This is a genomic window from Thermogemmatispora sp., from assembly GCF_019683755.1.
GTDB lineage: Bacteria > Chloroflexota > Ktedonobacteria > Ktedonobacterales > Ktedonobacteraceae > Thermogemmatispora.
In genome coordinates, this window is sequence record NZ_JADGHT010000340.1 from 1 (window position 1) to 4,865 (window position 4,865).

Below are 4,865 nucleotides of genomic sequence, written 5' to 3' on the forward strand. Positions count from 1 at the left end.
ATATATCAACCGTAGCGGGCGCACTGAGCTAGCAGCCGGACTCCTCATCGGCGCTATGATGCTCTCCATTGCATTTGTGATCACCGTTGTCCTGACCGACAAGGGAGGATCTGATCTCCTGCCAACCTATGATTTTTTCATCTACCCCATTATGATCGGCAGCATCTTTATGCCGAGAAAGCTCATTATTCCTTTCACACTGATTGAGATACTTTTTATCTGGTATAATATGTTGCTTGGACCACATCCACGTGAGATCATCCAGGTCCGAGGAACCCCACTGATGTGGCTCTGGCTGGCTCGCCCCACTCTTATGCTCTGCATTACAGCCATTGTAAGCTGGCTTGGTTCTCGTAGTGTTGAGCAGGCAATCCTGCGAGCTGACCACGCTGAAGAACTGATTGACGCCGAGCGGCTTCTTTCCGCTCAGAGCCAACTGCTCCTTCAACAGCAATAGCAGCTAAAAATAGAAATATCTCAAATTCTTCTAGTGCATCGTGAAGCGGCTGCTGGCAACTATAACGTGCGTGCCCCTCTCAATAGCCAGGGCATGATCTGGCAGATTGCCCACTCATTGAATAATTTATTGGCCCGTTGTCAGGAGCTAGCGCGTGACCATGACGAGCTGAAACGCGCACGTGACGATATTGAGAAGGTATCCTACTATATCGAGCAGCTCCGTCAAGGGATACATGTGCCTCTGCCGGTCTGTCACTCGATCCTGGGAAAGCGTCTCATCTATGCCCTCACCAAAAATACAACCTCAATCCGGCCATCTCAGCCATTATCTTCTGAACGTCCTGGCTCGGGACCTGTTAGCAGGCCGCATCTCAGACCATCTCGCATCTCTTTTGAAGCAGTGCACGACAACAAAGAGGCTCCTCCGCCCGACCAGAAGCCAGGGCCAGAGACAGGGTTTACAAAGGCGTAAAAGGAAGAGACAGGATTTACAAGGACGTAAAAGGATATTTATCCGCGTCTACTTTTCTGATTTTTGAAGAGAGGAGGAACTCTCTTATGTCCGACACGACGAACATCTCCCCTATGACCAGCGAGGCAACAGAAAGCCCACAGGGTATGCAGCAAAAGCAGTTCATCGGGCAGCGGCCAGTCTCCTGGCTATTTGGCCTCACCTACTTGCTCGCTAATCTCGCAGGCAATAGCGTTCTTCTACCTGTGATCATCTTTCTCGTCCCTTATCAGGTCAACTTGCTTGATCCGACTGATCATGTTACAAGCCTGGCGCTTGTGCAATCAATCGGTGCCATCTTTGCCTTGCTAGCGACTCCCTTAGCTGGCGCTATCAGCGATCGCACCCGCGCACGCTTTGGCAAGCGCCGCCTCTGGCTCTTTGTCCACATGCTCTGCGCGTGTATGGCCTTACTCTTGCTGCGCTTCGCTCCCACGATCTTCCTTATTGTTGTGGGTTGGTCACTTCTCCAGTTTTTCGGCGGGGCTTTGCTCACAGTGCTTCAGGCGATCATTCCTGACCGTGTACCGCTCAATCAACGCGGCTTCATCTCTGCCCTTGTCGGACTCGCTATTCCTTTTGCTGCAGTACTGGGAGGCCTCCTCATCGCAGTCATCTTTCGTAGAAACTACCTGGCAGCTTACTATCCTCTCAGCGCCGCACTGATCCTTAGCATCCTGCTGTGCTTGCTTGTCTACCATGAGGAGATGACTCTTGACCAGCCGCCATCTTCTTTCCGGCTGAAAACCTTTCTGGCTCGTTTCTTGGTGAATCCCCGAAAACATCCTGATTTTGCTTGGGCCTTTGTCACGCGACTTCTCCTATTTTTGGCATATTTTGCTGTCGCGACATATATTCAGTATTATATCAAAGATGGGCTGCATTACGAGCAGCTCTTTCCAGGCAAAAAGGTGCTCGATGGCACACTAGCCGTCCAGAGCATCGAGACGCTGCTTATTCTGATCTGCTCCTTTGGAGCTGGCTGGCTCTCTGACCGGCTGGGGCGTCGCAAGCCCTTTGTGATTGCTGCCGCGTTCCTGGTCATGTTAGCCCTCTTGACCCCAGTTTGGTTACCCACCTGGAGTGGTGTCCAGCTCTTTGCTGCCCTGCTTGGCGCAGGATATGGCGCCTACTTGGCCGTCGACACTGCTCTGATTACCCAGGTGCTGCCGAGCGCGGCAGACTATGGGCGCGATCTTGGATTGATCAACCTGGCTTTATCCATTCCCTTGATTGTGTCTCCTTTGCTTGGAGGACTGCTTATCAACTCTCTCGGCTACAGTGGTCTCTTTATCGCCGGAGCAGGTATTGCCTTGCTGAGCGCACTTATGGTGCTGCCCATCAAAAGTGTGCGCTAGTAAGCTGTCTTCATCAGGCAGCTCAATCCAACTTGTCGCGGAAAGGAGTCACATCAGGGATGCCCTCACTAGTTGATCTCTCGCAGCCTGAACAATTGTTGCGAGCCTTCATCAAGACGCGGGCCTCTTTGGGCGAGGAAGAAGTGGTCTGCTGGTGGAGCGGTCGTGTCTACAGCCTGGTACCCGGAGAGCCGAGCCGCTTTCTCTTTGCCGTCGAAGGGTATAACATCTGCCGTTGCCGTCCTATTCCGGAGGGATATGAGCAGCTCTCGCGTGAAATGATGGTCTACCAGGACCCTAACGAGCACTCTATTCTGGAACGCTGGGCGAATCCCTTTACCGGAGAAGAGGTCGAAGTTGTGCCCGTCTGGAATGATCCTGTAAATCAGCGTTATCTGCTAGAGGGTCCACAAGGGCCCTTTACGCTCCAGGTCACGCCTTTGGAAGGAGGGAGGCTCTGTCTGGCTCTGGATGTGCTACTGGCCTACCCCTCTCCTTTGCCACGTGCTCTCTACCCGCGTTATTCTCAAAGTGATCTCTACCAGGGAGCCGAGCTCTTCCAGTTCTTCGTCAGCCACGATGACCTTGGGAATGAAAAGCTGTCCTCAGCGCCATGTGAGATCGCCTGGACGCGTATTGGACCCTGGCTTCCCTGGATGGCTATGGGTGATCACCCCGGCTGGCTGCTCTATCAATGTCGAGGCTGCAAGCTACAAGGAGGCTACGCAGCTCTCCCAGCTTCATTACGCTCCTTTGTCGAACGCTATCAGCCTCATTATCAACACGCTCCGACAGAATGGAGCGGCCCTAATGAAAGCTCGTGGAGCTATTTCAAGAAAAAGCTTCTGGGCAACCAGGAGTCACGCCTCGAAGAGGCAGATTAGCTTCGCAAAACTATTCGGAAAGGGAAAAGGAGAGAAGCTGCATCCGCGAGCCGGTGCTGGCCTCTCTTTTGCAAAGGAGCAGGCAAGGTAAGGGGCTGATCCGAGCTAGACACTGGAGGCGGAGAAATGCCCGGGACAGTGCCGCACTATCACCTGGTGCTCTTCCCCAGGACGCGAAGCTTTGTGCCAGCTAAACACAAAAGACAGGGGGCCGGCGGTGCCGTGGTCAGCATCCAGCCACCTTGACCTATGAGGAATGGCAGCAGATTCGGGCAATCACCGCCTCGATGTACCGTGCCCCTAGCCGTGCCCGCCCGGCAAGTCCCAATCCCTCAACGGGCTTGAGCGGTGTTCTGAAGAGGAGCACCCTCTCTAGTGGGGGATCTGGGGCGGCGTCCGTCAAGCTGTTTCGAGCATCCCACAACAGCGGTCACCAGTGACCGCTGTTGTGCGGCCATGATGCCGGCCCTTGTGGCCCTGCAGGGGCTTGCGAAGCGCTTCGAGCATCGCTGCGTGGAAGGCCGGCTACCGAGATGCTCGAAGCAAACGGCAGCAGCGGCATCTTTTCCCCGACAGCAGAGGCGCCTGGACCTTGACAGTAGGCCCCTAGGACTCTATGGTAAAAGGCATCTCTCTTGCATTGATGGAGGGAAAGCAGCGCATGGCCGGTTCCCAACACCCTGAACCTTTTTTCTCAGAGGAAAGGCATACCGTCCTCCGGCTCAAGCGGCTTTTGCGCTTGCTGGCACTGCTCCGATAAGGGCCTTGCACACGCAAGCAGATTTTCGAGAGCCTGGGGCAGCACTACGGCATCGATCAGGAGGAGGACTGATGATGCACACCTCCGCTGGGTCCATCGCGTGCTCGAGCGAGATCTGGCAATCCTGGAAGCGATTTCGGCCTCTGTCGGGGAAAGAGGTCACCCATTAGCATCTTGATGCTGCCTATGTAACCCAGATGGAGAGTCATTTTTACCTGGTGGCCTATCACTCTGAGCGCGGGCAATTTCTGGAGTTCCGCATTGACCGCATTCAGGAGCAGCCGCTCCAGATCAAGCCGCAGCTCACTGGGACGGCCACCATCCGTCCTCGCGCTCCAACCGTTTGGCCTGTGCTTTCGCCGCCGGCCCGTTCAGGCAGGCAAGCGTGTCCAAAGCACCTGGAGCCTGAAATCACCACAGGAGATGGTAGCGATCCGGACAAGCTCGACAGCGACTGGCTCCCCGACGAAGATGAGCAGGATGAGGAAGAGGAGTGAGCAGGGCCTGTTTTCATCGCAGGCTGCCTGGCACAGAAGGACGAGGCTCATGGCTCCTCCACTCCTTGGAATCTCTTCCCAAGCCAGCGATGTGCCTCTCGAACGAGAAGTGACTGCCCTGCGCCGTTTGGGCTGCCGCTGGCGGAGTTGTCCAGCCTGTGGGATCGCCGTCTCAGCCGTCAGGGATGAGATCAGCTCAAGGGACAACACCCGGTTCCAGGCTGGAGACGGAGCAGATCAGGTCGGCGGGTGAGGGGAGCGCCTTCGTCGCTCAACAAGCGCCCCCCTGCTTGGGGAAAAGAAGCGCCTGGCGTTATTGCCCCTGGCTCTTCGCCGCTGGGGAGGGGAAGTCGCGCCACCAGGAGTGTCTGGCCTGCTGCTGGAGGTGGTGCCAGC

General features: G+C 55.5%; 6 protein-coding genes. 5 read left to right on the forward strand and 1 reads right to left on the reverse strand.

Annotated elements, in window-relative coordinates:
- From IRZ24_RS16725 to IRZ24_RS16745, 5 genes are all read left to right on the forward strand, one after another.
- Window positions 1–457 (forward strand): hypothetical protein (locus IRZ24_RS16725; protein WP_297166617.1); only part of this gene is annotated, 457 nt, incomplete at its 5' end.
- 33 nt (window positions 458–490) lie between these two features.
- Window positions 491–931: a hypothetical protein gene (locus IRZ24_RS16730; protein ID WP_297166619.1), complete on the forward strand. Its 441-nt coding sequence runs from the start codon at window positions 491–493 to the stop codon at window positions 929–931.
- Window positions 932–1,017: 86 nt separating this feature from the next.
- Complete coding sequence (locus IRZ24_RS16735; protein ID WP_297166622.1) at window positions 1,018–2,328, forward strand: MFS transporter; 1,311 nt, start codon at window positions 1,018–1,020, stop codon at window positions 2,326–2,328.
- A gap of 59 nt (window positions 2,329–2,387) precedes the next feature.
- A complete protein-coding gene (locus IRZ24_RS16740; protein WP_297166625.1) occupies window positions 2,388–3,212 on the forward strand; it encodes a DUF1838 family protein in 825 nt (274 codons plus the stop codon).
- A gap of 957 nt (window positions 3,213–4,169) precedes the next feature.
- Complete coding sequence (locus tag IRZ24_RS16745; RefSeq protein ID WP_297166628.1) at window positions 4,170–4,469, forward strand: hypothetical protein; 300 nt, start codon at window positions 4,170–4,172, stop codon at window positions 4,467–4,469.
- A 191-nt stretch (window positions 4,470–4,660) separates the two neighbouring features.
- Here the strand turns inward: IRZ24_RS16745 and IRZ24_RS16750 are convergent.
- On the reverse strand, window positions 4,661–4,865 hold a 205-nt coding region (locus IRZ24_RS16750), incomplete at its 5' end, for a hypothetical protein (RefSeq protein WP_297166630.1).